The 26,808-nt window shown below is 45.9% G+C and carries 28 protein-coding genes; 20 read left to right on the forward strand and 8 right to left on the reverse strand.

Translation table 11 applies throughout. The features are described 5' to 3' along the window. Positions 1-12 precede the first annotated feature (12 nt). The 5 genes from HYN43_RS03245 to HYN43_RS03265 form a co-directional block, all read right to left on the reverse strand. Entirely contained in the window at positions 13-1,122 is a 1,110-nt protein-coding gene (locus HYN43_RS03245) for a FecR family protein (RefSeq protein ID WP_119408091.1), read from the reverse strand. A 74-nt stretch (positions 1,123-1,196) separates the two neighbouring features. Further along, positions 1,197-3,491, reverse strand: coding sequence for a Gldg family protein (locus HYN43_RS03250; RefSeq protein WP_119408092.1), 2,295 nt, complete (start codon positions 3,489-3,491; stop codon positions 1,197-1,199). Between the two features lie 5 nt (positions 3,492-3,496). Continuing rightward, complete coding sequence (locus HYN43_RS03255; protein ID WP_119408093.1) at positions 3,497-4,426, reverse strand: ABC transporter ATP-binding protein; 930 nt, start codon at positions 4,424-4,426, stop codon at positions 3,497-3,499. Between the two features lie 116 nt (positions 4,427-4,542). Beyond that, complete coding sequence (locus tag HYN43_RS03260) at positions 4,543-5,124, reverse strand: RNA polymerase sigma factor (RefSeq protein ID WP_119408094.1); 582 nt, start codon at positions 5,122-5,124, stop codon at positions 4,543-4,545. A 225-nt stretch (positions 5,125-5,349) separates the two neighbouring features. Further along, the gene (locus tag HYN43_RS03265; RefSeq protein ID WP_119408095.1) at positions 5,350-5,631 is read right to left on the reverse strand and encodes a hypothetical protein; all 282 of its coding nucleotides are present in this window, start codon (positions 5,629-5,631) and stop codon (positions 5,350-5,352) included. A gap of 229 nt (positions 5,632-5,860) precedes the next feature. On the opposite strand from HYN43_RS03265, the gene HYN43_RS03275 reads away from it, so the two are divergent. The 12 genes from HYN43_RS03275 to HYN43_RS03325 are packed head-to-tail and all read left to right on the forward strand — an operon-like array spanning position 5,861 to position 12,039. Next, positions 5,861-6,232: a single-stranded DNA-binding protein gene (locus HYN43_RS03275; protein WP_119408097.1), complete on the forward strand. Its 372-nt coding sequence runs from the start codon at positions 5,861-5,863 to the stop codon at positions 6,230-6,232. A gap of 47 nt (positions 6,233-6,279) precedes the next feature. Further along, on the forward strand, positions 6,280-7,152 hold the full coding sequence (locus tag HYN43_RS03280; RefSeq protein ID WP_119408098.1) for a hypothetical protein: 873 nt from the start codon (positions 6,280-6,282) through the stop codon (positions 7,150-7,152). A gap of 31 nt (positions 7,153-7,183) precedes the next feature. Next, positions 7,184-7,582 carry a hypothetical protein gene (locus HYN43_RS03285; protein ID WP_119408099.1) on the forward strand — a complete coding sequence of 133 codons (399 nt, stop codon included), beginning with the start codon at positions 7,184-7,186 and terminating at the stop codon, positions 7,580-7,582. Between the two features lie 2 nt (positions 7,583-7,584). Beyond that, entirely contained in the window at positions 7,585-7,836 is a 252-nt protein-coding gene (locus tag HYN43_RS03290; protein ID WP_119408100.1) for a molybdenum ABC transporter permease, read from the forward strand. Between the two features lie 4 nt (positions 7,837-7,840). After that, complete coding sequence (locus HYN43_RS03295; protein WP_119408101.1) at positions 7,841-8,431, forward strand: PRTRC system protein E; 591 nt, start codon at positions 7,841-7,843, stop codon at positions 8,429-8,431. A gap of 11 nt (positions 8,432-8,442) precedes the next feature. Beyond that, positions 8,443-8,658 (forward strand): PRTRC system protein C, encoded by a 216-nt coding sequence (locus HYN43_RS03300; protein ID WP_119408102.1) that lies wholly within the window; start codon positions 8,443-8,445, stop codon positions 8,656-8,658. A 2-nt stretch (positions 8,659-8,660) separates the two neighbouring features. Continuing rightward, the gene (locus tag HYN43_RS30145; RefSeq protein ID WP_162996294.1) at positions 8,661-8,837 is read left to right on the forward strand and encodes a hypothetical protein; all 177 of its coding nucleotides are present in this window, start codon (positions 8,661-8,663) and stop codon (positions 8,835-8,837) included. Next, on the forward strand, positions 8,834-9,835 hold the full coding sequence (locus HYN43_RS03305; RefSeq protein ID WP_119408103.1) for a hypothetical protein: 1,002 nt from the start codon (positions 8,834-8,836) through the stop codon (positions 9,833-9,835). The genes HYN43_RS30145 and HYN43_RS03305 overlap by 4 nt, the downstream gene beginning before the upstream one ends. Beyond that, positions 9,810-10,559: a PRTRC system protein B gene (locus HYN43_RS03310; protein WP_162996295.1), complete on the forward strand. Its 750-nt coding sequence runs from the start codon at positions 9,810-9,812 to the stop codon at positions 10,557-10,559. Before HYN43_RS03305 ends, HYN43_RS03310 begins: the two co-directional genes overlap by 26 nt. After that, a complete protein-coding gene (locus HYN43_RS03315) occupies positions 10,556-11,389 on the forward strand; it encodes a PRTRC system ThiF family protein (protein WP_119408105.1) in 834 nt (277 codons plus the stop codon). The genes HYN43_RS03310 and HYN43_RS03315 overlap by 4 nt, the downstream gene beginning before the upstream one ends. Beyond that, complete coding sequence (locus HYN43_RS03320) at positions 11,386-11,577, forward strand: hypothetical protein (RefSeq protein WP_119408106.1); 192 nt, start codon at positions 11,386-11,388, stop codon at positions 11,575-11,577. Before HYN43_RS03315 ends, HYN43_RS03320 begins: the two co-directional genes overlap by 4 nt. A 3-nt stretch (positions 11,578-11,580) precedes the next feature. Beyond that, a complete protein-coding gene (locus HYN43_RS03325; protein ID WP_119408107.1) occupies positions 11,581-12,039 on the forward strand; it encodes a macro domain-containing protein in 459 nt (152 codons plus the stop codon). A 127-nt stretch (positions 12,040-12,166) separates the two neighbouring features. Here the strand turns inward: HYN43_RS03325 and HYN43_RS30855 are convergent, their stop codons facing one another. The 3 genes from HYN43_RS30855 to HYN43_RS03335 are packed head-to-tail and all read right to left on the reverse strand — an operon-like array spanning position 12,167 to position 14,116. Then, the gene (locus tag HYN43_RS30855) at positions 12,167-12,292 is read right to left on the reverse strand and encodes a hypothetical protein (RefSeq protein ID WP_281024313.1); all 126 of its coding nucleotides are present in this window, start codon (positions 12,290-12,292) and stop codon (positions 12,167-12,169) included. 41 nt (positions 12,293-12,333) lie between these two features. Beyond that, the gene (locus tag HYN43_RS03330; protein WP_119408108.1) at positions 12,334-13,119 is read right to left on the reverse strand and encodes a nucleotidyl transferase AbiEii/AbiGii toxin family protein; all 786 of its coding nucleotides are present in this window, start codon (positions 13,117-13,119) and stop codon (positions 12,334-12,336) included. After that, the gene (locus HYN43_RS03335; protein WP_162996296.1) at positions 13,112-14,116 is read right to left on the reverse strand and encodes a type IV toxin-antitoxin system AbiEi family antitoxin; all 1,005 of its coding nucleotides are present in this window, start codon (positions 14,114-14,116) and stop codon (positions 13,112-13,114) included. Before HYN43_RS03335 ends, HYN43_RS03330 begins: the two co-directional genes overlap by 8 nt. A 524-nt stretch (positions 14,117-14,640) precedes the next feature. On the opposite strand from HYN43_RS03335, the gene HYN43_RS03340 reads away from it, so the two are divergent. The 8 genes from HYN43_RS03340 to HYN43_RS03375 all read left to right on the forward strand — a co-directional run bounded on the left by HYN43_RS03340 (position 14,641) and on the right by HYN43_RS03375 (position 26,344). Beyond that, on the forward strand, positions 14,641-14,820 hold the full coding sequence (locus HYN43_RS03340; protein ID WP_119408110.1) for a hypothetical protein: 180 nt from the start codon (positions 14,641-14,643) through the stop codon (positions 14,818-14,820). Between the two features lie 496 nt (positions 14,821-15,316). Continuing rightward, entirely contained in the window at positions 15,317-15,910 is a 594-nt protein-coding gene (locus HYN43_RS03345; RefSeq protein WP_119408111.1) for an RNA polymerase sigma factor, read from the forward strand. A gap of 71 nt (positions 15,911-15,981) precedes the next feature. Continuing rightward, entirely contained in the window at positions 15,982-16,917 is a 936-nt protein-coding gene (locus tag HYN43_RS03350) for a FecR family protein (protein ID WP_119408112.1), read from the forward strand. 106 nt (positions 16,918-17,023) lie between these two features. Beyond that, positions 17,024-20,377, forward strand: coding sequence for a SusC/RagA family TonB-linked outer membrane protein (locus HYN43_RS03355; RefSeq protein ID WP_245447140.1), 3,354 nt, complete (start codon positions 17,024-17,026; stop codon positions 20,375-20,377). A 17-nt stretch (positions 20,378-20,394) separates the two neighbouring features. Beyond that, entirely contained in the window at positions 20,395-21,936 is a 1,542-nt protein-coding gene (locus HYN43_RS03360) for a RagB/SusD family nutrient uptake outer membrane protein (RefSeq protein WP_245447142.1), read from the forward strand. A gap of 53 nt (positions 21,937-21,989) precedes the next feature. Continuing rightward, positions 21,990-23,021 carry a metallophosphoesterase gene (locus tag HYN43_RS03365; protein WP_119408114.1) on the forward strand — a complete coding sequence of 344 codons (1,032 nt, stop codon included), beginning with the start codon at positions 21,990-21,992 and terminating at the stop codon, positions 23,019-23,021. Positions 23,022-23,050: 29 nt separating this feature from the next. Beyond that, the gene (locus HYN43_RS03370; RefSeq protein ID WP_119408115.1) at positions 23,051-24,403 is read left to right on the forward strand and encodes an alkaline phosphatase family protein; all 1,353 of its coding nucleotides are present in this window, start codon (positions 23,051-23,053) and stop codon (positions 24,401-24,403) included. A 45-nt stretch (positions 24,404-24,448) separates the two neighbouring features. Next, positions 24,449-26,344 carry an FG-GAP-like repeat-containing protein gene (locus HYN43_RS03375; RefSeq protein ID WP_119408116.1) on the forward strand — a complete coding sequence of 632 codons (1,896 nt, stop codon included), beginning with the start codon at positions 24,449-24,451 and terminating at the stop codon, positions 26,342-26,344. The last annotated feature ends 464 nt before the right edge of the window (positions 26,345-26,808 follow it).

Here is a 26,808-nt window from a genome sequence, read left to right on the forward strand (position 1 = left end):
AGAGTAGCTTAGTTATTTTGTTACGATAATCCTCCTTCCCGCTACTTTAAAGTGCACTTTATTGGTTAACTCCAGTTTCTTTAACACTTGCGATACATAGGCTGCCCGGCTTAACCGGCCTCCAAAATCATCAGTAGGTTTCTCGCCCTCGTAAACTACCTCCACATTATACCAGCGCGCTATTTTGCGCATTACCGATTCTATTTTTTCATCTTCAAAAACGATATAGTTATTTTTCCAGCCCATGGTTTCGTCTATATCTGCATTGGTTACGCTTATTCCATTAGCAGTAACCTTGGCCTGTTGGCCTGGTTTAAGGATGGTGTTGTTAAGGTTGATACTACCTTCAAGCAAGGTGGTTTTGGCAGCAGGTTCGTCTGCATAAGTATTGATATCGAAGTGAGTACCCAATACTTCAACCACCTGCCCCGGCGACGACACCCGGAAGGGGAGGGCTTTGTTTTTAGCAACCTCAAAATAAGCTTCGCCTTTAAGCTCAACCCTGCGCTGGCTTAGCCCGGCAAAAGTTGAAGGGAAAGTAATAGATGAAGCGGCGTTGAGCCAAACTTTGGTGCCGTCGGGCAATAAAAGCTGATAAGTTCCGCCTTTCGGGGTAGCTAATGTAAGCTGCTCGGCGGCGGTTGTGTTATGGTTTTCGGCAGTATCAACCTTGCTGCCGTCATTATATGCAATTTTAGCGGCGCTGATCACAACTCCTGATTGGCTTTTGCTGAGGTTAAGTACCCGGCCATTTGCCATAGTAAGTGAAGCTTTGTTGTTGCCCGGTGCTATATCAAATTTGGTATTTGCCAAATGAGCTGTATCTACTATGGATGTGGCTTTATTGTTGATGAGGAAATAGGTCCCAATAGAAAGGAACACCAGAACAGAAGCCGCTGCTGCCACACGTTGCCATGTTTTGATTTTGCTTACTAGGGTATTCTCCTTGTCTAAAAACTGCCAGGCAGCATCAACAGCCCGCAGCCGTTCTTCCATGCTCAACCCTTCAGCACCGGCCTCTTCGAAATTCAGGTACCAGCTTTCCAGTAATGCCTTGTCCTCATCGGTAGCAATTCCTGATCTGTATCTGTTTAGCAGTTCCTTTACTTCGTTTTCGTTCATTTTAAGCTATTGAATGCTCCTTTAATACTGTAAGACAATTTGATAGCCGTGCAAGAGGTATCGGGTTATCAAATTTATTTTCTTTTTCGGCTAATTAACAGTAATGCCCCTAAAACTACAGTTAAGCCGGGTACAATAACCATAATAACCAGCTTAAAAGTGGATAACTGCTTCCGTTTTACCTGCAAACTATCATCTGTTGTAGCAATCCTTCTTACATCAACCGGAAACTCTCCATTGCTAAACCATTTAAACAGCGATTGGCCGAATTTTAAATTATATCCTTTAGGCGTTTTAATAGCGAGGTTACTTATAAAATCGGCATCGCTTGTTACAATGATTTTTTGATTGTGCCCATTAATGTTTCTGGATAACGCAGCTGCAACCGGAAAAACACCCTTTTTATCGCCTGCGCTGCCATCAAATTGAATATCGGGAGCGGTAATATCTATTTTTTCAGTTTTATTCCAACCGTAAGGCGAACTTTCCAGCAATGTATCAACAGCAAATTGAGTTTGTGGTTCAAAAGCGATGGCTGCCGCTCCCTGCATAGCAACAAAACTTCTGCTTTGCTGTAGCTCAGTAAAAATAGGGGCTATTTTTCCCGACGTGGCTGCAAACAGGGCATATACCATATCCGGGGTTTCGTTTTTGCTTGGTGATACCAGCATGCCATCAAGCAGTTTCACACCAAGCAGGTTTAACACCGGGTTAATGATCCGCTGTCTACCGGGTTCGCCGGTAATGAGCATGTTGCCGCCACGGTTAATGTAGTTCTTTATTCTATCTAATCCTGTGTTGTTAAATGAAAGAGCAGGATCGGCGAGTACCAATACTGAAATATCGCCGGGGATCTCCCGCTGGTTGATATCTATATTTTCCACGTCGAACCCCTGGTTAATGAGTGACTGACGCGCGGTTCTGTCGCTACTGAATGTTTGATAATTCCTGTCGCCGGTTTTGTCAATGCTCCTTTCGTTGTTCCCGGTTACAAAGGCAATTTTAGGGGCAGGAACTACAAGCCGTTTTATAGCAGCACTGATCTCCGCTTCTTCCGGGAAGCGCTTCATCTCGTTATATAAACGCAGTTTGCTGGTTTTGCCCTGATATTCAAGCACACGTACAAAGGAGTTGTTTTCGGGGCTAAGATCTATGAGTTTCCGGATTTGATCGGGCGGCATAAAATCGTCAATATCAACCTCCATATTGTCTGCTACTTTTTCTGCTACCTGTTTTATATTGAGACCTCTGATATCGCCCTGATAGATCATGTTTGGGTTATTCTGTAGGTCGGTTGCATCATAATAGTAAACATACTTCATGGTTAAACCGGGAATGAACCGGCGGTATGCCGCAAACATTTCCAGATCGCTGTTACGCGCCGCGGGCAAGCCCGAATACACGTCCTGGTCAAGCAGGTTTACATAGGTTGTTATGGCTAAAAGACCTTTTATCTTTTCTGATATCTCGCGGCTATTGGGAGTTAAAGTGCGGGCTTTGGTCGCTGTCATATCCAGATAGCCGGTAAACGAAGGCCTCGAACTGAGGTAACCTAAAAGCAAGGCTAATACCGATAGCATAACGTATCTTAAAGCCTGCACAGCCCATGGTTTTGATTCCCTGCCGGCACGTAGCCTGAGTATACAAAATGAAATGAACAGTGCTATAATGATGATAAAATAAGCCACATCCCTGGTGGTGATCAATCCTTTCAGCATGTCGTCAGCCCGGCCGGAGATAGAGAGGAAGTAGGTAAGGTCCCTCAAAAAATTAACACTCTGACCAACACCGCCTACAAAATGAAGCAGGGTGAAAACAGCAAGCGTACTAATAGCTGCTACAACCTGGTAGCTGGTAAGGCTGGACATGAACAGGCCAATGGCGGCATATGTACAGGTTAACAGGAAAAGCCCTGTAAGGCCTGATAGGATGAGCGTGACATCGGCATGTTTAATGGCGATGACTCCTACCACCGAGTATGCCGTAAGCACCAGGATGAGCAGAAAACCATAGGTAACTATAGCGAGGTATTTACCCAAAACTATCTCCCTGATGCGCACCGGCGACGATAATAATAATTTGATTGAGCCGCTACTGGTTTCCCGGCTGATAAGCCCCATGCTTAATAATGGGATATATAAATAAAGCGTTTCTGTAACTTTAGCAAAAAGGCCGCTTACGCCTGGAAAGGCCGCAAAGGTAAGGTTATCCATGTGCGAACCCATCATCAGCGCTTCCTGCAAACCCTGCAACATACCGAAAAAGCCCATGCCGGTTTGTACCATAAAAATAACAAGCACAAGCCAGGCCACCGGCGAATAAAATAGGGTGCTGATCTCCAGTTTGGCGATCTTTATAATTTTTAACATGGATATTATTTTAAGGGACGGTTGGATAGTTGTGCAAATATTTCATCGAGCGAACTTTTTTCGAGGAGGATCTCGGTAAGCTGCCAGCCGTTGTGTACACTTAATTCGACAATTTTTTTTGATATGGTGTCTGATGCTTCAAACCTAAGCCTTATGCTATGGTCGTTCAATAATTCCGCACTTGTTACACCGGGAATAGCCTTCAGTTGTGCTAAAGGCGGCGGATTATCCAAAAACACCAGCAGCGAGTTGGGCATGATGTAATTGTTAAATGCATCCATGGTATCGGCAAAAACCATTTTTCCGCCTTCTATCATCCGGATATCGTTACAGGTGGCCTGCACTTCCGAAAGAATATGGGTAGAGAATATAACTGCCCGTTCTTCGGCTATTTCTTTGATCAGTTTGCGTACCTCCAATATCTGGATAGGGTCCAGGCCGTTGGTTGGTTCATCAAGTACAACCAGTTTAGGGTTGTGAATAATGGCCTGCGCAATGCCTACACGTTGCCTGTAGCCGCCCGATAAATTGGCGATAAGCCTGTGGCTGAAATGGGCTATGCCACATCTGGCTTTTGCAGCTTCAACTGCCGCTTTTACCTGCTTTTTTTCAATATCACGCAAATAGGCGCAATAAGTAAGGTATTCGTTTACAGTAAGGTCGAGGTGCAAGGGGGCATTCTGCGGCAGGAATCCCAGCAGCCTTTTTGCCTGTTCGGGAGCATCGCGCAAGTTGATACCATCTATAAAAACATTTCCTTCGGTTTGGTTAAGCACCCCGCAAAGAATGTTCATAGTCGTTGATTTGCCCGCCCCGTTCGAACCGAGCAGGCCAAGTACCCCTTGTTGGTCTATCTCAAAATTAATGTCCCTGATCGCCCAGCTTTCACTATACCTGTGCGAAAGGTGTTCTACCCGTACAATATTTTTATTCACTGATGTAATTACCCCATAGCCTGCGGTTACTTTACCATAGGTTGGGGCATTGCAGGTAAGACAAGAGGAGATATACCTTAGAGGTATTGGCAGGTGCAATAAATATGGATAAAGGTTTATCTAAGCCATATGAGCATATAAAGATAGGTTAACAGCCCCAGTTTACCACGCAATACCTTTAGCACATTGGTCATCTGCTTTTTTACGGTCTGTTCACTGGTTCCCATAATTTCGGCAATTTGTTTATGGCTTAAATGCTGTTTACGGCTCAGCTCAAATACTTCCCTCATTCTTGGCGGGAGGGCCGCGATCTCTTTTTCTATCAGGGCTTTAAACAAATTTTCGCGAACGCGGTGGTCTGTTAGCGTGGAGTTATTATTTGAAAACTGTTGGATAGAAGATACGTATTTGGATTGCACCTCTTTATGCGCAATGTTATTAAGGATATGGTTACGTACGGCGCTATATAAATAGCCGGAAAGGTTAGTGCCGATATTTATTGTTTCGCGTTTAGCCCATAGTGTGCTGAAAACTTCCTGCAAGGCATCCTGCGCTTCGGCTGTGTTCCTGGTTTTATTCCAGGCATGGTTATGAAGGATGAATTTATAGCGGTTATAAATTTCGGCAAAAGCAGAGCGGTCGCCTGACTTTAAAAAGCCGGTCAATTCAGCATCTGAATAAGCACTATAATCCGCCATCTTAATTAGTGTGTCCAAGTTAAGAAATTATTAAAAAATGCAACGACAGAATCGATAGCAATCGTTCCTTTTCTTAAAGGAGGTATTTGAACCGGATAAAAAGAGTCCTCCTTGTTGTCTTTGCTAAATGTTACGATACCTCTTACTGCAATCCCTGAGCGGTTTGTTTAAATGTTCAGGCATTTGCGCTGCAAAAACCTGAACCTCAGGCCCGCGTTCAGCGCATCATTCCTGCCTCACTGGTTCACCGGGCTCCTTTGCTTCCGCCGGGTAAAGCTGCGCTCGTTTTTCATTCCTGCCCTGAACTTGAGATCTTTCAAATGCGGCCCCCGCTCCTGCGAATGATCCGGGCGAAATTACCACCAGGCCCTCCGGGTGCCTCGTCCGGCAACGGTAGCCGGATGGGCAGCCGTTCTTTCGCCCGGTTAAAATCCTTGCCGGAACACCTCCACGTTTCTTTTCCATGCCCTTTCCCGGACTGCTCCCAGCTTTGATATGCTGTTTCATTTAGCCTTTGCTGGAGGCGAATTTACACCTCTTCAGCGGCCAAGGCCAGGCAAGTGCCGCTATAAAAAATCTCCACACCTGCGCTGCGCTCCGGGTCGTATTTTTTGCGACAGCCTTGTTCCGCTCGCCCCCCGCGCAAGTATTCTGCCTCTATCAAAGGCCAAATGAGGGTTTTGCCGAAATGGACTTGATAGAACAGATTTTTTAACTATTTAAAATTTTAAACGAAATGGAAATCACAGGAAGATTGGTAGCAGACGCTACCGTGAGAGCAGTAAACGCTGACAAAAAAGTAACCGGGTTCAGGGTGGCCGTGAACCGCAATTACAGATCGCAGGGGGAGCAAAAGCAGGAAACCGCCTTTATCGATTGCACTTACTGGAGAGGTGAGGGTATCGCTCCTTACCTGACCAAAGGTATGCTGGTGCAGTTATCGGGCTTTATGACCGCTGAACCCTGGGTAAGCCGTGACGGCGAACCGATGGCCGGCTTAAGGTTTCGCACCGAGCAGATCAATATGCTGACGAGATCGGGCAGGCAGGACGATAAACCTACAGGCGATCAAAAACAAGGGCCGAAACCGGGCAAACAGTTCAATTAACAGCATCGGCAACCGACAAGTATTAACCGGATTTAACCACAAGCGTAATGAAAAGGGAAAGAGTAAAGGATATCGCAACAGTCGCCCACCGTTGGGCGAACGGTATAGGGGAAAGCGGGCAGGCAAGTAACCTGTTTTTTGAAGGGGAAAATATTTATTCCTACGGCTATCACTTTTTGATTGCCAGACACGTGCATAACAGCCGGGGCGGCCGCGCGGTACTGGTCACCCAAAAGACCTACAGTAAATCGACCTCTGCACATACTACACTGGTCAGACAGGCATCCCGCCATATGCAGCAGATCGGCGTGCCCGATCCGGAATTTGATGCGGAAATGATGTTTGAAGAATGGTATAACCAAATCAAACTGATCGCAGGCAGGTTAGAGCATGCCCGTAAACCTGAAAAACTGGTTTTGGAGATCGGACGGGTTTACGCTGCCGCCGAATCGTACGCTGCCTTTTTTGCCATTGAGATACCTGTGGCCTTAAGGCAGGCCGGTACGATCGGGGACAGTGAACAGTACCGGGAAATGGTTCGTCAGGAAACCGAATTAAAGGATGCGCAGCTAAAAAGGAAAAGGATCGAGGCCCTGCGTATCCAAAAGATCAACCTGAAACGCTGGCGCAACTTTGAAACCAATTACCTGATCACCGCAGACGGCTACGATTACCTGCGGTTCAATACCCATACCAAGCGTATCGAAACGAGCCAACGGGTAGAAGTGCCGGAAGCCATCGGCAGGCAATTCTATACCGTGGTATTGGACACCCTTGCCGCAGGCGGTTGTACCGATTGCAATCTGCGCCTGATGGACAGTTACGAGGTCAAGGCCATCAACGCAAAATTTATACAGGTCGGTTGCCATAAGATCAGCCTCAAAGAAATCCGGTCATTCACCAAAAAACAGGGGTGGTAACGCCATCCCTTAACATCAAAATTCAATTCAAATGAGACGCTACGAAAAAACACGCAACGGTATAGAATATACCGATGAAATAGTAAGCAGTGACGGTGCAGGTTTCGTGCTGTACCCGACCGCTGAACATACGCCCGAAATGGTAAAAGCAGCCATCCGGGAACTGTTTAATGACCGGGATGTGGTAGCGATGAAAGTCGCCGATGCACGGGATTGGGATGAACGTTACCGATCCGAAATCTTCGCCCATCCGTGGACAAGCCCCCTGCGGTGGTTCGAGATCAACGCCGATGACTATGAACTGTTAAGGCGGGAAAGGGAGAAAGGCACGCCCACCGAAGAATATATAAAAATATTCGTATTGCCATTTATCGCCGAAACCAAAGCGGCAAATATTCAAAAGTACGGTAACGAAATTTTAGAAAGATAATAATGAGAACGTACCATAATAATATCATTCCCATCGGCTTGCTGTTGCTTGCCGTTGGGTTTACCATCCGCTACCAGATCGGCAGGCGCAGGTTTAACCGCCGGGGAATCGGGGGACTGCAACAGTTCTCCACCTACAGCAGGTTTATTTTTATCATGACCATTGAACGGGTTATTTATTTTATTGCTACGCTTTTCCTGTGGGCAGGCTTGTTTTTACTCGCCCTCGCAGGTATTCAATCCATTAAATTTTAAGCTTATGAAAACGAATTTTTTTCAGCAGATCGCAGGTTTGGGCTTTAACGGCAACTACCTGCTCAATATCCATCAGGATGAAACAGGGGTGCAAACCGTATCGGTGGTACTCAAAAAGGAAAAGGCGGTGAACGGTTTGCCACCCATGATCTTCAAAGCGACAGCGGAAGAACTGGACGAGCGTTTTTTTGAGGAACTGGCGAAGCCTGTCAAACAAACGGCGGGACTGATCACGAATATCGAGTCCTATCAAAAAGAACTGGAAAAAGCGAAAAAGAACGCCAAACCCGACAAGGATAAAACCGCAAAGGCCAATCCGGCCGAACAGGAAGAGGACGACAAAGACGACGAAAATGATTTGTTCACCCCTCCCGAAGATGATAAACAGGCCAAAGCGGAAAAGAAAAGGCTGTACGATGAAACGATGGAAAAGGTGAAAGAACTGGCACAGCATACCAAATACGCCGAAGCCCTCGCCAACCTGCCCGATGTGGCCGACTATCCCGACAAGGCCGAAGCCATCGAAGCCAAACGCAAAAACCTGCAGGCAGGCAAAGAGGCCTATGATAAATTAACCGCATCATTCAACGACTAATCAGACACGCCATGAAAGTCAATATTTTAAAGCGGGTGTTCCTGCATAAAGAGAACGGGCAGGACATCCGGCTGACCGACCCGAACGAAGCGTTCACCATTACCGATGTGCAGCATTTTTATGCGGGTACTTACCCGGTGCTGACCAATGCCAAAATTATAGGCCCTGACATTAAGGACGACGAAATGCAGTACCGTTTTGAAAGCACGATGGGAACGAAAGGATAGCCATGAAAAATAAAGCAGTAAACAGGATCGTGAAAATTGATCAGAAAGGAAACCAATGGAAAATTCAGCAATTGTTCGGGGGACTGGCGGCGGGATTAGACCGCCTGCCCGATGCAAACGAAGTAAGGCGCAACCCGCTAAGGAGCGCACCCGCCGGATTAACAGTAATGGTTTTTTGAACCACCGTTTCCGCCCGTTCTGGTCGTTCAGCGGGAACAGGGAAAGGATAGCAGGGGAGTATTTTGGCTCCCTTGCCAATCTCTGTAATTACTATCAAATCCCTTTGCCCGTTACCGGGCTGCCGTTTCCGCAAAACATCTATGCGACATGGCAGGAGGTAGAAAAACAGGTGAGTGCTAAAGACAGCGACCACCATTGCATCATCCTGGAGGATAAAGGCAAAAAGGCCGTTTTGTCGGTAGTCAAAACCCTCGGTTTGAACCATTGCCTGTTTTATATCCCGGTCAGGCCGTATTGGCTATGGGCGCAATGTGCCGAACAGCGGCGCATCACTGAACTGGTGACCGTCATTTTCGCTTACCTGCATCAGGTGGTCGGTATCCCGTTCTACGCGGAGAACGGCAGCTTTATGGATTACCAGTACGAGACGCTGGAACAATGGATCAGCGAGGTGGAGGATGAGGGTATGAATGATGAGGAAGATAAGGAATGGCGCAGGCGACAGGAGGATACCCTGTACGAACTGAGGCGCGCAGGTGGCCACATCATGCCCGTCATTAAAAACCCGGACTGGCTTTTAAAGATGGAACAGGTGGTCACCGGTTACCACCACAGGGACAGCCATGAAAAGGAATGGGAATTACTGGCCATCGGTTTTTTACAGCTATACCAACAATACCCTAAACGCTCATTACCCGGCAGTGTCCACCCGGATTTGGTTTATCCCGACGAAGAAGAACGCATCAGGGTGGAGGAATACACCGGTTTTTACTGGAGTGACGACGATTGTTTTGAGCATGAGTTAATGGAAATGATCAATTGCAGTTTTCAGGAAACGCCCGTGATGGATGAACCGGCAGCCATTTACTATTTCGACCAAATGCCTGAAACGGAACGAACCGATTTTGATTTTGAAAACCGCCTGTTTGACCTGATCGAACGTTTGCGGGATTTATTAAATGCTTATGACCATGAAGAACATCAGCCAACAGTTTAACAGCAGGTTTGAACCATTCAAAGCCCTGCTCATTTACCGGCACGACGAAGCCGGAGAAATCAGCCGGTTCCAAAGCAATGAACCGCAAACCCAAATCTATGTGGAAAGTTATGACATCGGCACGAACGGCAAACCCGTTAACGCACATCCTTTATCTGTTAAAGAAATGGGCGCATTGGCCGAATTGCTGCAAACTTCACAGGACTTGAAAGGTGGTTACCTGAAAAGCAGGGGACTGCTGCCCCTGAACGTTTTGTATGTCAATCAGCAGGGCAATGGTTATGCGGTCTGGCATTCCCCGCCACGGGAAGTGACGTTATTCTTTACAGCTGACCTGAATATCCCGTCCGGTAAGTTTAAAATACCGGCCATGGTATGGAAAGCCGATGCGGAACATTTAAGCGTTTATGCGCTAAAGGGGAAGCAGCGACCCGCCGGAAACACCGCATTGCAACACGCTCCCTACCTGAATATTTATAACAGCGGACAGGTGTGTATGGGGACGGTGAATATCGCGATCAGCAAAACCGAATGCCTCGAAGATTTTATGAGCCTTTGGGAGCAGTATTTCTTTAACAGCCAGTTCAGCCATTCCATCAGCGGCAACCACAGTAGCAGGACAAATACGACTGACCTGTGGCGCACACTGGCGGGAACAGGCAGGGATTTTCCGCAGGAGGAATTGATCAAAACAGGTTACACGCTTAAACAAATCATCGTATGAAAGCCCGGAGTAAAAAGACACCCAAACCCGCTGTACATATCGTTCAAAAGGAATTATTACAGCCTTATAACCCGGTTACCGTCAACCTGATCGGGGCAGGAGGTACCGGAGGTCAGGTCTTGACCGCACTGGCAAGGATGAACCATGCGCTGATCGCTTTGGGTCATGCGGGGCTATTCGTCAGGGTATTTGATGATGATACCGTTGAACCCGCCAATCTCGGCAGGCAATTGTTTACGACCGCTGAAGTCGGCCTGCACAAATCCGTTGCGCTGATCAACCGCATCAACCGTTTTTTCGGCACAAACTGGAAAGCCGAAACCCTGCGCTACGATCAACAGTTGTTAGAGGACAGAAATCGGGCAAGCGCCCTGATCACCATATCCTGCGTGGATACGGTCCAGGCCCGGTATGATATTGAAGAAGTATTGAAATACCTGTCCAAAAATCATACTGGCCGTAACCATGTCCAATATTGGATGGACTTTGGCAACAGCCGGACAAGCGGGCAGGTTATACTTTCAACTTTAGAAAAAATAAAACAACCCGCATCGGAATTATATACCCCCGTAGAGTGCCTGCCTTTGGTTACGGTCGAATTCAGGGAACTGCTTTATTTCTCCGAACAGGGGGATAACACGCCAAGCTGTTCGCTTGCCGAAGCGCTGACCAAACAGGATTTGTTTATCAATTCCGCTTTGGCCAATGTCGGCGCATCGTTGTTGTGGCAGTTATTCAGGGAGGGCATACTGTTTAACCGGGGTTTCTTTTTAAACCTCAAAGATTTCAGGACACAGCCCATCAAAGTGGCTTCAATAAAAACACCATGAAAATTATTGATCTGGACGGGAGGGAGGTTAAAGTAACCGATCTGCCTTTAGCCATCTTACAGGCGGATGATTACCGGCATTACAGGGTAAATGACCCAACGGAACATCAATTGTATTTATATAAATATTGGGAAGACTTTTACCAAAAACTGGTATTATTGGAGACGGAAATCAGACAGCAAAAATAAGCGATGTTACGGTTCACAATAGGTAATTTACTGGACTCAAGTGCGCAAGCATTGGTTAATACGGTCAACACGGTCGGTGTGATGGGCAAGGGCATCGCGCTGCAATTCAAACTGGCCTTTCCGCATAATTTTGAGGTTTACCGTCAGGCTTGCCTGAATGGTAACTTACAAACGGGACAGGTGCTGGTCGTCAAAGACAGCAACCTGCTGTTAGGGGAAAGGCTCATTATCAACCTGCCGACCAAACGGCATTGGAAACTGCCATCTGCCTACGAGTACATAGAAAGCGGTTTGATCGCATTAGCGGAATATTTACAGGCTAACCCTGTTCAAAGTTTAGCCATGCCTGCTTTAGGCTGCGGTAACGGAGGGTTGGACTGGAAACTCGTCAGGCCAATGATCGGGCACTACCTGGGCGAACTGGATACTGACATTTGGGTTTATGAACCTAAAATAAATTAAACGATACGAATAGTTAAAATTGTCCGGCGGGCGGGCATTCGCCCGCCCCGTTTCGCCCCGTATTTTCGAATGAACTAATTTTGGGAGAAAATACGGGGCGCTCCATGGTTCAGGAATGCTCCGGTCATTATGCTTTAACTGCTTCCAGGTTTATCAATGGAACTTGCTGATGTTGATCCTTCAGGATAGTTTCATGCTGCTGATCTGGCGCATACTGATTAACAGGATCATTGCGGATAACTGTCATAGTCATTTTTGCAGCTGATAATTAAAAGGCTGGTTGCAGTGATCATTTCAATTGGCCGGTGCCGCTCCGTCGTTTAACCCATCAAGCATGGCCTGCCACCAGGTCGTTGGCCTGTTTTTTATAATTTGCTTGATCCTTTCCCGCAGGTCATCTGATCCCGCCAGCAGATGATTTATTTTTCTTCCGATAACCCTCGAACAAACGAGTTGCAAATAATCGCTCTGATCAGTCTCATACCTGTCCATAATGTCAAAGTGTTCCTCGTAAATATGCCCGGAATAAAGGTCGAAGTAAACACGGATAATATGTTCAATATCGGTGATATCCTTTGTTCTCTGCGGTCTGTCGTTATTGGATATCAGCTTCAGCAGGATAATACCCTCCATCGTGCAAACCTTGATGGTCATCGTATCCGTAACCTGTATAACCTCAACGAAGGGGTAGATTTCCAGGAAGCCGGGCATATTCAGGACGAAGGAAGGATCTGTGAGCTTTACATGACGGCTGGGTTCTTCAATAGCCCCAAAAGGTAAAAGATCTACTTCGATGGAATGACGGTAAAACAATTTGATGGTTTCCTGGGCATCTGCGCTGAAATTTCCTGTTGCGATCAACGCGGCTTTGAGCTGGTTGAACTGCCCTTCATTATTGATCAGGATGGCGAGATCTACATCTTTTGTTTTGCGGATCGCTGCGGCGCCCGGATCAGCCGAGAGGTGGATGTCACGGGCCACTGCGCCTACTACGTAGTAATCTATTCCGAATAGGGTAAACACCGGTTCCATTTCTTTCAGCATTTCGGTTATGCCGGGATATAAGATCAGTTCAGTCAATGTATTCCATTTTGATGCGCTCCGCGGTTTCCTGGTTACGGCTGTCGAAGCTGGTGATTAATTCCGCGTAGGCCAACAGGGCCGGTACGGTAGGTGTGTGAATGCCTGGCTCCTTATCTTTCCAGAATTGTTCCAGGATCTCGATATTGCCATTAAGGTCGGGTACCAGGCGCAATTTTTTCATCAGTACAGTCTTCGGCTCCCTGGTGTAAATGGTGAACTTTTCAGGATGCAGAAAATTGGTCAGCAGCGCACCGGCATTTTCACCGCCCCATTTGAACTGGTTCGTGTCGAGCTGATCCCAGTGATGGACCTGATCTTTGTCAATAAAGCGGAAATTGCCGGCCAGTATTTTCGGCCTCAGGGTTGCCCGATATGCTTCTGCCCAACGGTTGATCAGTCTTCCCTTGTGCCCGATGAAAAGCCCCTTGTTTTGACCGCCATCCAGTACATAGCCTTCTTTTTTTAACTCTCCCAGCAAACCGCCCACATTACCCAAAGCAATATCAGCCTCTTCAGCGATTTGCCGGTAGGGATAGTTCAGGAGTTCCGGTTGCGTCAATATCGCAAACAGGAATTTCAAACCCGCTGTCTTCCATAATTTTCCCTCCGCCGGCACCCGGGTCTCGGTTACCTGCTGATCATTGATATATATAAATAATTCCGGGGTCTGTATGAAACAGTTTCCCGCAGCGTCGAGATAGTTATAGTTGATGCTTTTCAATTCCTGTTTGAGCGGCTTGGGTATATACTGTGCAACCAGAAGATTTGCTGCCCCCGTTTGACGCTGAACAGGAAGGAGTTTTTTATTTCGCAGCTCGTTTTTAATCTCTACGGCAAAATGTACCTTGTTTTTGGCGCTGCAGATTTCTATCTCTGCATCAGATTCCTTGTCCGGCTGTGCGACACCCGCTCTCAGGGTTTTAATCGTTACCCCTGTCAGCAGCGCCAGTTTTTCAGTTGCCTGATCAAGTATTTCCTGTTCTTTGGTGTTCATTAAATTTGAATGTTCATGAGTCATGAACGTTCAAATTTAATGAACAAAATGTTTAAACGCAAATATCGGATAGAAAATGTTCTTTTTACTTAAATGTTCATGGATCATGAACGTATTTTTTAAATCGAACAAGCGCTTGGTTTTATATAGATATTAAGAATAAATATATACAAGACGACTTTACTTCATGGATTTTGAAAATGATCCGCAAACAAAAACAATACTCCAGGCTATTCAAAAAAATGAGATGGAGGACTATAAATTGAGGAAGAAGACGGTGCTGCCGGAGTGAAACGGTCTCGACAGTATACAGGTGGAGATTGGTCAAAGTATCTGAAAGTATATGATCTAACTATTCGATAGTTGCCGAAGCTATTGGATAAAGTAGAAAATATCCGCATACTTTGATATCTGAGCCTTGAATTTGAAATTAACCGTCATGCTTAGCAAGACGGTTTAACACCATTAGTTATCTCTTCACGTAATTATCTCTTCACGGTAACTTGAATATTCTCTCAGTGTAAATGATCATTCAAGAACAGGCGCTAAACACCTTTATCACTAATGATGATTTCGAATCGGTCACTGGAGTGGAAAATAGATTTGCGTTTGACGCTATTGGATCTATTTACTTTTACCGTAAAGGCTCATCAGTTAATATTGATCCCATATATATTGGACATGCGGATGATGAAAATACCTAGCAAGGTAATCAACATCTTTTTCGCGACCAGATTAAGCTGCTACATATGATAGCAAAACACTTGAATCGAGCATTCCAATTTGAATTAATGCGAAATAAAGGCTTGGTGAAATCACGGCCTAAACCGGATTGGATGAAAACACTTCATAATAAATGGGAAAACGGTATAAAGAGAAAAAAGTTCCTAAATTAAAATCGATAACTACTGCTGAGTTTCTATCGGCGTTGTTTAAACGAGTATCAACTCTTTGATCCTATAAACCTCGAAATACCATATTTTTACAGTGTCTGTAAGAGAAAGAACCGTTGCTAAATAAAACCCGGCAAACTGCAACGAGTGAACATTGCGGGCCATCAATGATGATCTTGCCGAAAATCAATAGCAAGTAAAGCTTACGGTGATACCAGGTTGCTGGTGACGACGAACGTTTGATCAATCGCCAGAAAGCATTCTTAAAGATTTCTTAACATGGGATCATTACGTTTGTATCGGGATTATGGAAAAACTTTCGGACGAGCTTTTACTCTCAGGTATTCAACAGCATAACCATGATGCTTTTAACGAGCTTTTTAACCGTTACTGGGAAAAGCTTTTTAAAGCGGCCATGTCACGCCTGTATGATGAGGATGCAGCACAGGATATCGTTCAGGAAGTCTTTATAAGCCTGTGGCAGCGTCGTGAAACGATAACCATACATACCCAGCTCGAAGCTTATTTGTTAAGCGCCGTAAGGTTTAGTGTGATGAGCCACTTCCGGTCTGAAAAAACAAACGAACTCCGGCTTCAGGATGCACTGCAGCGCATCAACATCCTGGAAAGCGCGATCGCCGATCATACCGATTATTACGAGATGGAGAAAACCCTCGAATATGAGGTAAGCCACATGACGGAAACGCTGCAAAAAATTTACCATCTCCGTACCGAAAACTATAGCATCAAGGATATAGCCACCGAACTGGGCCTGGCCGAGCAAACCGTAAAAAACTACATTTCGGAGGTTCTACGTCGTTTACGAATCGCCATCAAAGAAAAACATCCTGAAAAATACGCCGCTTACTTTAGCATCGTTCTGGCGATACTTCACAAATAATTAACATAAGCATAACTTAATTTATAAGTACTTCCGGCCGTTTACAGCGACTTAATGCTGAAAACGACAAAATGGATAAATATAAATTCAGGGAATTACTAAAAAGGTACCAGGAAGGTACCGCCAACGAAACCGAGCGGGCCCTGGTAGAAGCCTGGTACGAATCGTACCCGCAACAAAACCGGTTCAATTTATCTGATAATATCAAAAACAATCTTTTATCGCGTATTGGCTCAGTTATTCAGCCGCCGGTTATTGAGCCTAAAAAACTTTGGCTGCCTTATTTGCGCGTAGCCGCTTCTGTTTTATTGGTATCGGCCATTGGGTTGATAAGTTACCTCCGCCTAAGCAAAAAACAAGAATTCGTTTACACAACATTGCAAACCCATGCCGGCCAGATAAAACGCCTGGTACTGGCGGATAGTTCAGTGCTTTGGGTTAACGCTTCAACCATTGTGCGTTACCCGCAGCGGTTTGATAAAAAGCGCCGTGAAATATACCTGGATAACGGTGAGGCCTTTTTTGAAGTGGTGCACCATGCAAAACAGCCTTTTGTTGTACATGCCCAGAAAGTGAATGTACAGGTATTGGGAACTTCATTCAATATCAGCGCCTATAAAAATCTCCCGGCTATCAAAGTTGTAGTTGCTACCGGTAAGGTAGGGGTTACTCAGGGGAGCAAAACTCTCGCTTTGCTAACACCAGGCCAGGAATTAAGCTTCGACAGGAAAGCCGGTACTTCAGATACTCATGTTGTTGATATCAACGATATTCAAAGCTGGAAAAGCGGCTATGTTGATCTGAAACAAGCCACCTTCGCCGAACTGGCCACTGTAGTTAAAAATCAGTTAGGCATTCAGCTAGAAGCAGGCAACGATAAAGTTAGCGGCTACCGTTTCACCATCCGCATAAAACAAAATTTACCTGTAGATCAAACCTTGCTCATGATAAATCAAATACATAGTACGCACTACAGAAAGGAGGACAACCAGATAATTATTTACTAAGCAACCAACACACTTTATACAATATATAAAAAAGGCAGGCAATGGGCTGCCACCCACGCCTGCCGAGCTAAGCAATCGTTTCAAAAACTACAAAGCCAATAAAAATATGAATTTCTGTACACAGTTATGGAGGCAATTTATGCGCATTACCATTTTATTAATTTGCATTACGCTTACAATAGGGCTGGTAACTGTTAAAGCAACCGTTACCAAAGCCCAGGGGCTGAATACCAGCGTTAGCATTAGCGCTAAAAAACAAAATCTGGCAACTGTTATCAGGCAATTACAACAGCAAACCAATGTTGTTTTTGCTTATGATGAAGATTATCTGCAACTCAGGGACAAACCGGTTTCGTATGTCAGTTACGTTAACCAATCGCTGGGGTATGTATTAACCCAGCTTTTTAAAGATACCCGTGTTGGGTTTAAAGAGCAGGCCGGTACCATTATCCTTTATAAATATGCCATCGGTAAGCTATCCGGGCGCGTTGCTGATGAGAGCGGCGGGCTTTTGCCAAGTGCTACCATTAAAGTTGTTGGCACCAATTACGGCGCTATTGCCGGTGCCGATGGTACTTTTTCACTAAGCCTGCCCGAAGGTATTTATACTGTTGAAGCCACATTTTTGGGCTACCAAAAATCTACCATTAAAGATGTTAAAGTTACCGGCGATAAAAACACATCTATCAGTTTTACCTTGGTTGGTGGTAATCAGCTTAAAGAGGTAACGGTAAGTTACGGTAAACAACGATCGAAAGAAATTACCGGCTCAATTACTGAGTTGAGCGCCTCAAAACTACAGGATATGCCCGTTATGCAATTCGCCCAGCAATTGCAGGGTAAAGCAGCGGGTGTGCAGGTAGCGCAAAGCAGCGGGCAGCCGGGGCGTGGTGTGGAGTTCCGTATCCGTGGGGCTGCATCGTTTTATGCCAGTAACCACCCTCTTTTTGTCATTGATGGCAGTCCGATAACCGGCAGCATCAACAACATCAATCCTGCCGAAATTGAAAGCTTCAGCATTTTAAAAGATGCTTCGGCTACCGCATTATATGGTTCGCGCGCGGCTAACGGTGTTATATTGATCACCACCCGCCACGCCAAACCGGGCGACGCCAAAGTTGAGTTTAACGCCAATTATGGTGTGCAAAAAATCCCCGATGGGCTTGTGCCTAAAATGATGGATGCCCGCGGTTTTGCCCAGTACATGAATGATAAATTTGCCGATGCCCGCAAATACGAAACAAACTATACCACAGCCACCCCGGCCGAATATTTAAACCCGGAGCAATACGGCGAAGGGACTAATTGGTATAAACTATTAACCCGCACAGCGCCAATTCAAAACTATGATATTACTGTGCAAACTGCCCGTGAAAGGTCAACCTCTACCGTTATGGTGGGTTACCAGAAACAGGATGGTGTATTGATCAATACCGGCACGCAGCTGTTTTCGGCCCGCATTAACCAGGATTTTACTTCGGCTAATAGCAGATTAAAGATAGGTTTCAACCTGGCACCAAGCTATCGTTTAGATCATAACAACCGCTTAAGCACCGATGGTGTTGGTGGCTTGTTCGAACGCATTTTTGAGGCGAGCCCGTTGAAATCACCTTATAATGCCGATGGTACATTTAACCGCGATACTTACTCGCCGGGCATGGTGGCTTATATTAATCCGTTAGCACAGTTTACTTTAACCAATGATGATTATAAAACAACCCGTATCCTGGCCAACGGTTATTTAAACTATGAGTTTTTAAAGGGATTAAGTGTGCGTACCAATGTCGCTATTGATAAAGGCAACGAGTCGCGCAAATATTTCCAGTCGGGTGTAGTAACCTCAACAGCTGGTCAAACTACAGGCACCGCCGGCTTTACCGATAACGGATCGTACACCGCCGAGGCAAATCTGGTTTACAACAAATCATTTGGCGATCATCATATCGAAGCATTGGCAGGCTACTCGGCGCAAAAATACAGCGGTACCAATGGCAGCGTTACGGGCTTAGGGTTCCCGGGCGATGATATCCCATATGTAAACGCGGCAACAATTTTATCAAATGGCGGTGGCGGGTATGGCGCTTATTCGTTATTGTCAAGCATTGCCCGTGTAAACTATAACTACAAAGGCCGCTACCTGCTGCAAGGTGCTATCCGTCGTGACGGGTCGTCACGTTTTGGTACCAACGAACGCTATGGTAACTTTCCATCGGTTTCGGCAGGCTGGGTTGTTAGTGATGAAAAGTTTATGGAGCGTTTCCGTGTGCTTAGCTTGTTAAAGTTGCGTGCCAGCTATGGTGTTACCGGTAATAACTTCTTTGCCAATAATTATGAGGCTCAGGCTACCATAGGTCAGTATTTTTATGAACTGAATGGTCAATCTGTAGTAGGGCAAACCATTAACCGTTTGGCTAACAGAAACCTGCGTTGGGAGCGTAACAAGCAGCTGGATTTTGGTTTTGACATATCACTCCTGAACAACCGAATCAACTTTACTTACGATTATTACCATAAAACATCCGATGGCTTGATCATGAGCCGTCCTATTCCGGTAGCATCGGGCTTTGGCAGCCTTTTGGATAACGTTGGCGCGATTAACCTTTGGGGCCATGAGTTTACCTTGAATACTGTAAACCTTAACGGTAAACTGAAATGGAGCACCAACCTAAACATTTCCATCGATCGTAACCGCATTAAAGACCTGGTTAGTCCGGGCTATATCCGCCGTAACAATACCGTAACTTCTGATTACTTCCGCCAGCAGGAAGGACATCACTTAGGCGAGTTTTACGGCTTCGTTTGGTTAGGATTATACAAGGATGCTAACGATCTGGCAAACTCGGCCAAATACGGCAGTGCATCTGATGTGGGCACGCTTAAAATGAAAGACATTAACGGCGATGGTGTGATAGATGATGTTAACGACCGTACGTTCATCGGCGATCCCACCCCGTCATTCACCGGTGGCTTAACCAATAATTTTGTTTATAAAAACTGGGACCTGAATATCCACATGGCCTTCTCGGTAGGTGGTAAAATATTAAACGCAGCCAAATGGGCCTACCAAACCAACCTCGATGGCTCGCGTGTGATGCTGGCCGCGGCAGCCGATCGTTGGCGATCGCCCGAAAATCCCGGCTCAGGCATTTATCCACGTACCAAAACGGGTACGACAGCGCTTGGTCGTTCGGTTAACAGCCAATGGGTCGAGAACGGCTCGTACCTCACCGCTAAAAATATCTCGTTAGGTTACCGTTTCAATATGAATGATCAAGCGCTGATCCGCAGCATCCGCGTGTACACCTCTATTCAGCAAGCCTTTGTTTGGACCAAGTACTCGGGCATGAACCCGGAGATCAACTTTGCCGGTCTCGATCCTACATTAGGTATCGGTGTTGATGAAAACGCTTATCCTATTCCACGTACGGTTTCATTTGGTGTTTCAGCAAGTTTTAAATAATGGATACTAATCATAATATGATGAAAAAAATATATTTACTATTAGCCCTGATTGCGATTGGTGCTACCGCCTGTAAAAAAAGTTATATTGACCTGTCGCCGGAAGATTCCTATACCGACGTTACCTTTTATAAAACTCCCGATCAGTTTAAGCAAGCCGTTATCGCTGCCTACGCCCCTTTGCGCGATGTGCTGGTGAATGACTACTTCACTTCAGAGATGCGCTCTGATAATACTATTTATCAGCCAAAACCAAGTGATAGGGGTACAGCCTATCTGTACCGCGAGGCTATTCCTAATTTTACCAATACCTCAACCAATTCGTACGTTAACGCGGTTTGGCAGCATTGTTATACCGGAATTTCGCGTACCAATATTGTTATTGAGCGATTGAAAACAACAACTTTTGATGCTTCGGTAAAACAACCATTAGATGGACAAGCTAAGTTTTTACGTGCTTTGTATTACTTTAAACTGGTGCGTTTATTTGGTGGAGTGCCTTTGTTTTTAAAAGAGGTTACCAGCGCGGATGAAGCATTTCTGCCACGTTCAACAGCTGATCAGGTCTATACGCAGATTATCGCCGATGCTAAAGATGCCATCAGCGAGTTACCTTCCCCGGCCAAATTTCCGCAAACCGGCGAGGCTACCAAAGGCTCGGCAACCATGTTACTGGCCGATGTTTATGTAACCCAAAAGAAATGGGCTGATGCCGAAACGTTGCTTAACACCATGGCAGGTATGGGTTATGGATTGAATGCCAACTATGCCGATGCTTTTACGCCAACTAATAAAAACAGCAAGGAGTCGGTTTTTGATATCCAGTTTTTAGAGGGGACTTTGGTAGGCACTTCGCCAAACCCGCTCACCTTTCACTTTTTGCCGCGTAGTACCAATACATCGGTTATAACCGGCATTGCCATCAACAACAGCTCGACCGGTGGCTGGAATACCCCAACGCAGGATCTCATCAATTCGTACGAGCCTAATGATAAACGTTTAGATGCATCTATCGGTATTGCCGAAGGTACCTACAACGCCAGCGATCTGTTCGCTTACTCGGCCAACAAAAGTATCATAGGTTATACACCGGCCGCGGGTAAAACTGGCGTGCCTTACATCAAAAAATACGTGCATACGCCTATTGCAGCCATAACCGGTTCGAGTGATAATTTTCCGATCTATCGTTATTCGGGTGCTTTACTATTGTTGGCCGAGGCGCAAAACGAACAAGGTAAATCGCCATTAACGCCGCTTAACGCCGTACGTGCACGTGCCGGGTTGGATCCTGTCACCACTGCTGATCAGGCACAGTTAAGGGATATCATCCTGCACGAAAGCCGCGTGGAACTGGCTTTTGAAAACCATCGCTGGCACGATCTGGTACGTACAGGCAGGGCTGTTGACGTAATGAATGCTTTTGGAGCGGCACTGAAAACACAGGTATCATACCTTACACCCGATACTTATAATGTTACCACCAGTAAGTTGCTTTACCCCATCCCGCAAACCGAGATCGACCTGAATCCGGGTGTGATGACCCAAAACCCTGGTTATTAATTTTTCGAGGCAGATGGACAGATGTCCGTCTGCCTTTTTTAAACCGAATAAATATGCTTTCAAAATATAAAATATCTGCATTTGCAGGTGTATTTGCCTTGCAGTTTGCTGCAGTAAGTAATACGCTTGCCCAGCAAAAAGAGCCTGAAACAGTCTTAAATACTCCAGGTCGACCAGCAATGGTAAAAAAAGGTGATTTCGCTATTGCTGTTTTACCCGATACGCAGTACTACCTGGCCCAGGCCCAATTGGGCGGAACCTTTGATATGTTCAAAGCCCAGATCGATTGGATCCAGCAAAATCAACAGAAGGAAAATATAGCCTATGTAGCCCATATGGGCGACATTACCGATCACGGCGATAACCCGATAACCGAACGCTCGGAATGGTACTTGGCCAAAACAGCCCTGTATGGTTTGGAAAACCCGGTAAGCATTCCGTATGGACTTAGCGTAGGTAACCATGATCAGTACCCTGCCCAATATGCGGTAAGGGGTACAACGACCAATTACAACAAATTCTTTGGGGTAAAGCATTTTGAAGGCAGGCCATATTACGGAGGACATTACGGTAGAAATAACGATAGTCATTACGATCTGTTTAGTGCGGGAGGTATGGATTTTATTGCCGTTTTTTTGGAGTTTGATTCGCATAATGAAGATCAGGTTCAGCTTTATGGTTGGGCAAATGAAGTGCTGAAGGAAAACTCGTCGCGCAAGGCCATTATCATTAGCCACTCCATCTTATATTTCAACCCGGTTACCGGCAACAACTCACAACCTGCCCCATTCAATGCCGAGGGCAAAGCCATTTACGAAGCCCTGAAAGGCAACGCCAATATTTTCATGATGCTTTGCGGCCACGTAGGTGATAATGGCGAGGGATATAGGGTTGATACCTACAACGGGCATACCATCAAATCATTTTTGAGCGATTACCAGAGCCGCCCGAATGGAGGCAACGGCTTAATGCGCCTGTACAAATTTTCGGTAGAGGACAATACGTTGAGCGTGCGCACCCTTTCTCCTTATGCCAAACTTGAGGAAACCGATGCCGACAGCCGCTTTACCGTACAATTATTTTAATACAATACATCGATCTATTTAATACAACAATGAAGAAGATTTTGAAAGGCATCATATTGCTTTTACTGGCTGCCACAACTGCCAAAGCGCAGGACAAACATGTCGTTTTGATCAGTATAGATGGGTTCCGCCCTGAATTTTACCTTGATCCATCGTGGGGGATGGTGAACATCCGCCAGGCTATGGCTAAGGGTTCATATGCTGAAGGGGTAAGGGGAAGTTTTCCAACGGTTACTTATCCTTCACATACCACCATCATCAGCGGCGTATTGCCTGCTAAGCATGGTATTTACTATAACACACCAGTTGAACCACTGGGCATAACCGGAAAATGGTTCTGGTACTATAAAGATATTAAAGTACCCACCGTGTGGACAGCCGCCAAAGCCGCAGGTATTATTACCGCAGGTGTAAGCTGGCCGGTAACCGTTGGTGCACCAATTGATTATAACCTGCCTGAGTATGTGATCCTGCCTAAAGACAAAGGCGAAAAGAAAGACGAGGTTAAAGCTCTTTACCAGGAATCGAACCCTAAAACACTGTTTGACGAAGTACAGGAAAACGCGATAGGCAAATTAGGTGAATATGGTGCAGTATTGAACGATTACACTAATGACCAGAACAAAGCCCGCATGGCGGCCTACATTTTACGCAAATACAAACCCGGTTTCCTGGCTATCCACATTGGGCTCACAGACCATTACCAGCACGAGCAGGGCCGCGACGGGGATAAAGTACGCTCGGCTGTGGTTGGAGTGGACGTTGCTGTGAAAACTATGATGGATGCCATTGAAATGGCTGGCTTAAAAGATAGCACCACTTTTATTATCACCGGCGATCATGGTTTTGTTGATATCCATACCCAGTTTAACCCTAATGTAATGCTGGCCAAAATTGGCTTATATAATGATGCCGGTAAGGAAAGCTGGAAAGCCTACTTCCAGCAGAGCGGCGGCTCGGCATTCCTGCACCTCCACGATCCGAAGGATAAAGCCTCATTAGAGAAAGTGAACAAAGCCCTTGCCGATCTTCCGCAGGGTATAAAAAAACTATTCCACGTGCTTAACAAACAGGAAATAGCTGCCGCCCAGGGTGATCCGAACGCGTTTTTAGCTTTGGCCGCATACCAGGGTATTTGCTTCGGCGCAACAGCCAAAGGCGAATTATTAACTGCGGCCAAAGGCGGCACCCACGGCTATATGCCAACAGATTTTAAAGAGATCCAAACCGGATTTCTGGCCTTTGGCAGGCGTATTAAACAAGGTGCTGTATTGCCGCTTATCGGCCAGGAAGATATCGCACCGCTTGTTGCGGAATTGTTGGGATTGAAGATGGAGGGTGTTGATGGTGTGGTATATCCCGGTTTATTAAAAGCTAAATAACCTTCAATAACATCTAAAAAACAAACAAAATCCTATTTAAACATCATGAAAACCGTAAGCCTCAAAAACGTAGGCAGGCTGTGCCTTGCCCTAAATTCGCGTAAAAATCAGCTGTTCGCGGCTGCTTTGTTAGCCATTTCCTTAGCAGGTTGTAAAAAGAACCTGGAACTCGCCCAGCCCGCTGCTGATCTGCCTAAAACATCAACCATTAAAGTAAAAACAATGGCGGTTTTAGCCGATGTGCCCAAACTGAAGGTGCTATCGTTCAATATTAAACACAACGATGCTGCGGATCCGCAAACCATTACCGAAAGGCAGCCGCTTATCCGACAGATCATTGTAGACAATAACCCGGATATCTTCGGCCTGCAGGAGTTTTCAGATAATTCGTTCGAAACCTGGTTTATCCCGCAAATGGCAACATTGGGGTACGGCGTTTATTATGACGAAACCGCAGGTAAGGGCACTCCGAAAGTTATCTTTTATAAAACCAACAGGTTTACCCTGCAAAGCAGCGGTACCGTCGTGCTTGGCGATGTAAATACAGGTACGTGGGCGAAAATTTTAGACAACACTACCGGTCAGCGATACTTTTTAAGCAACAGTCATTGGCAATACGATTCGCAGCCGGTACGCATGCAAAACTCGCAAAACCTGGTTGCCGCCGTTAATCAATACAATACCGAAAATTTGCCTGAGATTATCTTCGGCGATTTTAACGCCAAACCGGGAACTGATGAGATCAATAACCTGAAAAGCGGTCTTGACGTTGTGGATGCCCTCGGCGACAGTGATGGCGACTTAACCTTTCACGGCTGGACAGCAACCGGAACCGGTAAAATTGACTGGATGATGAGCGACCGTAACATGGCCTATACCACCTGGGACGTGATCACTACCAGCTATAGCGGCAACTGGCCTTCAGATCACTGGCCGGTAACCGCCACATTTTTACCTGCCATATTCGGTGGTGCCCATGCTGATGCCAATGGCAAAAGCGCCAACGCGGCTACCCGGTTTTATTTTGCCGATATTAACGGCGACGGGAAGGCCGATAAAGTATACTGGAACCCTACGTATGATAGCGGCCGCCCGCAGATCTTCCTTTCAAACGGCGATGGCACGTTTGCAGTATCCGGTATCCCGCATTCGGCAGCTGCATCCACAGTATCAACTACGAGGTTTTATTATGCCGATGTCAATGGTGATGGCAAAGCTGATGAGATCCGTTGGGACCCTACTTTAAATTCGGGTCATACCCGTGTTTATCTGGCTACCTCGGGAGGAAACTTCAGTTCGACGGTGGTTGATAATCCGGAAGGTACCAGCGCCGGAACTACCACCGTTTATAGCTTTGCTGATGTTAATGGCGATGGTAAGGCAGATAAGATTTACTGGAACTCAACCTTCGATAACGGTCATACCCGCGTTTACCTCGCAACCTCAGGTGGCAGCTTTAACGGAACCGTTGTATCCGGAGCCGAGGGGGCCAGCACAACTGCGGGAACTACGTTTTACTACGCTGATGTAAACGATGATGGCAGGGCCGATAAAATTTTGTGGCACACCTCCCTTAATTCAGGTAAACCTGCTGTATTCCTTTCGGATGGGGATGGTACGTTTACAGCCTCGTCTACGTTTACAGATTCAGGTGCTTCCAGCGGCGCTGCAGATACACAGTTCTATTTTGCCGACGTCAATGGGGACGGCCGTGCGGATAAGGTATATTGGAACCCCGGAAATTATCTTGGTAAATTAAAATTCTATTACTCGGAAAGTGGTAATAAATTCAATGGTCCTATCTACTCGCTTCGCGGAACATCACAAAGTAGTGATACTGATTTCTTTTTCGCCGATATCAACGGAGATGGCAAAGCAGATCAAATCAGGTGGAATTTTGCTGAGAATAGCGGTGAGTTGAGAAATTATTTCGGGAAGTGAAATTGTATCACATACTAAAGAAATGAGGTAGTTTGGAGAGTAATTTCCAGCTACCTTTTTCATATAAACTCCGAACGGTTGCTGCTGGATGCGAAGCGTTACCTGAACGAATACCGCATCTCACTTAATTATGATCTGTTGTACGCGTTATCCAACATCTAAACCCCTGTCCGGATGAGACTAAATGATTCGGTTTTCTGCCTACCCAAATGCAATTATGGCACCATTTCCTAAACATCGATGTCCATTCGGTAAGCGACAGGAGTTGTCGTTTCTGTTATTAGTTGGGTATGTAGTTGGCGGCCCGTCAAGCTGACCTGCTTTAGTCCAAAAGACGCTTTAGTTTATGGCGACGTATATTTCGTTCCCTCGCCATTATCGGGCAGCCGGAGTAACAATTTTGACTTTTCAATTTTTGCAGGCTCGGATATATTTCTTCGCCAATTTTGCCGAAAGTATAATTG

Origin of the sequence: Mucilaginibacter celer (genome assembly GCF_003576455.2) — a bacterium.
Lineage (GTDB): Bacteria > Bacteroidota > Bacteroidia > Sphingobacteriales > Sphingobacteriaceae > Mucilaginibacter > Mucilaginibacter celer.

Coding starts and splice junctions, on each gene's coding strand:
- HYN43_RS03245 (WP_119408091.1), bottom strand. CDS start 1,122: ATGAACGAAAACGAAGTAAAGGAACTGCTAAACAGATACAGATCAGGA.
- HYN43_RS03250 (WP_119408092.1), bottom strand. CDS start 3,491: ATGTTAAAAATTATAAAGATCGCCAAACTGGAGATCAGCACCCTATTT.
- HYN43_RS03260 (WP_119408094.1), bottom strand. CDS start 5,124: ATGGCGGATTATAGTGCTTATTCAGATGCTGAATTGACCGGCTTTTTA.
- HYN43_RS03265 (WP_119408095.1), bottom strand. CDS start 5,631: ATGAAACAGCATATCAAAGCTGGGAGCAGTCCGGGAAAGGGCATGGAA.
- HYN43_RS03275 (WP_119408097.1), top strand. CDS start 5,861: ATGGAAATCACAGGAAGATTGGTAGCAGACGCTACCGTGAGAGCAGTA.
- HYN43_RS03280 (WP_119408098.1), top strand. CDS start 6,280: ATGAAAAGGGAAAGAGTAAAGGATATCGCAACAGTCGCCCACCGTTGG.
- HYN43_RS03285 (WP_119408099.1), top strand. CDS start 7,184: ATGAGACGCTACGAAAAAACACGCAACGGTATAGAATATACCGATGAA.
- HYN43_RS03290 (WP_119408100.1), top strand. CDS start 7,585: ATGAGAACGTACCATAATAATATCATTCCCATCGGCTTGCTGTTGCTT.
- HYN43_RS03295 (WP_119408101.1), top strand. CDS start 7,841: ATGAAAACGAATTTTTTTCAGCAGATCGCAGGTTTGGGCTTTAACGGC.
- HYN43_RS03300 (WP_119408102.1), top strand. CDS start 8,443: ATGAAAGTCAATATTTTAAAGCGGGTGTTCCTGCATAAAGAGAACGGG.
- HYN43_RS30145 (WP_162996294.1), top strand. CDS start 8,661: ATGAAAAATAAAGCAGTAAACAGGATCGTGAAAATTGATCAGAAAGGA.
- HYN43_RS03310 (WP_162996295.1), top strand. CDS start 9,810: ATGAAGAACATCAGCCAACAGTTTAACAGCAGGTTTGAACCATTCAAA.
- HYN43_RS03315 (WP_119408105.1), top strand. CDS start 10,556: ATGAAAGCCCGGAGTAAAAAGACACCCAAACCCGCTGTACATATCGTT.
- HYN43_RS03320 (WP_119408106.1), top strand. CDS start 11,386: ATGAAAATTATTGATCTGGACGGGAGGGAGGTTAAAGTAACCGATCTG.
- HYN43_RS03325 (WP_119408107.1), top strand. CDS start 11,581: ATGTTACGGTTCACAATAGGTAATTTACTGGACTCAAGTGCGCAAGCA.
- HYN43_RS30855 (WP_281024313.1), bottom strand. CDS start 12,292: ATGACTATGACAGTTATCCGCAATGATCCTGTTAATCAGTATGCGCCA.
- HYN43_RS03335 (WP_162996296.1), bottom strand. CDS start 14,116: ATGAACACCAAAGAACAGGAAATACTTGATCAGGCAACTGAAAAACTG.
- HYN43_RS03340 (WP_119408110.1), top strand. CDS start 14,641: ATGATCATTCAAGAACAGGCGCTAAACACCTTTATCACTAATGATGAT.
- HYN43_RS03345 (WP_119408111.1), top strand. CDS start 15,317: ATGGAAAAACTTTCGGACGAGCTTTTACTCTCAGGTATTCAACAGCAT.
- HYN43_RS03350 (WP_119408112.1), top strand. CDS start 15,982: ATGGATAAATATAAATTCAGGGAATTACTAAAAAGGTACCAGGAAGGT.
- HYN43_RS03355 (WP_245447140.1), top strand. CDS start 17,024: ATGAATTTCTGTACACAGTTATGGAGGCAATTTATGCGCATTACCATT.
- HYN43_RS03360 (WP_245447142.1), top strand. CDS start 20,395: ATGATGAAAAAAATATATTTACTATTAGCCCTGATTGCGATTGGTGCT.
- HYN43_RS03365 (WP_119408114.1), top strand. CDS start 21,990: ATGCTTTCAAAATATAAAATATCTGCATTTGCAGGTGTATTTGCCTTG.
- HYN43_RS03370 (WP_119408115.1), top strand. CDS start 23,051: ATGAAGAAGATTTTGAAAGGCATCATATTGCTTTTACTGGCTGCCACA.
- HYN43_RS03375 (WP_119408116.1), top strand. CDS start 24,449: ATGAAAACCGTAAGCCTCAAAAACGTAGGCAGGCTGTGCCTTGCCCTA.